Origin of the sequence: Pseudoalteromonas luteoviolacea S2607, assembly GCF_001625575.1 — a bacterium.
GTDB lineage: Bacteria > Pseudomonadota > Gammaproteobacteria > Enterobacterales > Alteromonadaceae > Pseudoalteromonas > Pseudoalteromonas luteoviolacea_E.
The window spans coordinates 1-502 of record NZ_AUXV01000063.1 but is presented as its reverse complement, the minus strand read 5'-3'; the positions used below and the strand labels follow the sequence as shown (position 1 = coordinate 502).

Sequence of the window (502 nt, the reverse complement as noted above, 5' to 3'; positions counted from 1 at the left end):
CAGCGTCTCGTTTGGCGATACTTTGTATTCAAACGCTGAAAAGGGGGCGGCGTCCTTTACCTTTAGTAGCGCAGAAGTGGGGGCAACCTACAGCTATACCATTTCGAGCAGCAATGGTGGGACCAATGTCACAGGTAACGGCACGGTGACGTCGGCTAGCCAACAGCTCACCAATCTAGATCTCAGTGCCCTGAATGATGGCACTTTGACATTATCTGTGATTTTAACGGATACCGCAGGCAATGCCGCAACGGCGGTCACCACCAATAGCACGTTAGATACTGCAGCGCCCAGTGGGCACAGCGTGGCCTTAAACGACACCAGTTATAACAGCACAGAGACAGGCGGTGTGAACTTTAGCTTTACCAGTGCCGAGGTGGGAGCCACATACAGTTATACCCTCAGCAGCAATAATGGCGGTACGGCGGTGACAGGCAATGGCACGCTCACCAGCGCGGGCCAAACCGTTAATTTGTCGGATATCAGCGGGTTAAATGATGGG

The 502-nt window shown here is 53.0% G+C and carries 1 protein-coding gene; it reads left to right on the top strand.

The features are described 5' to 3' along the window. The coding region (locus tag N480_RS25690) for a hypothetical protein (protein WP_196761528.1) at positions 1-502 on the top strand (502 nt) is incomplete at both ends.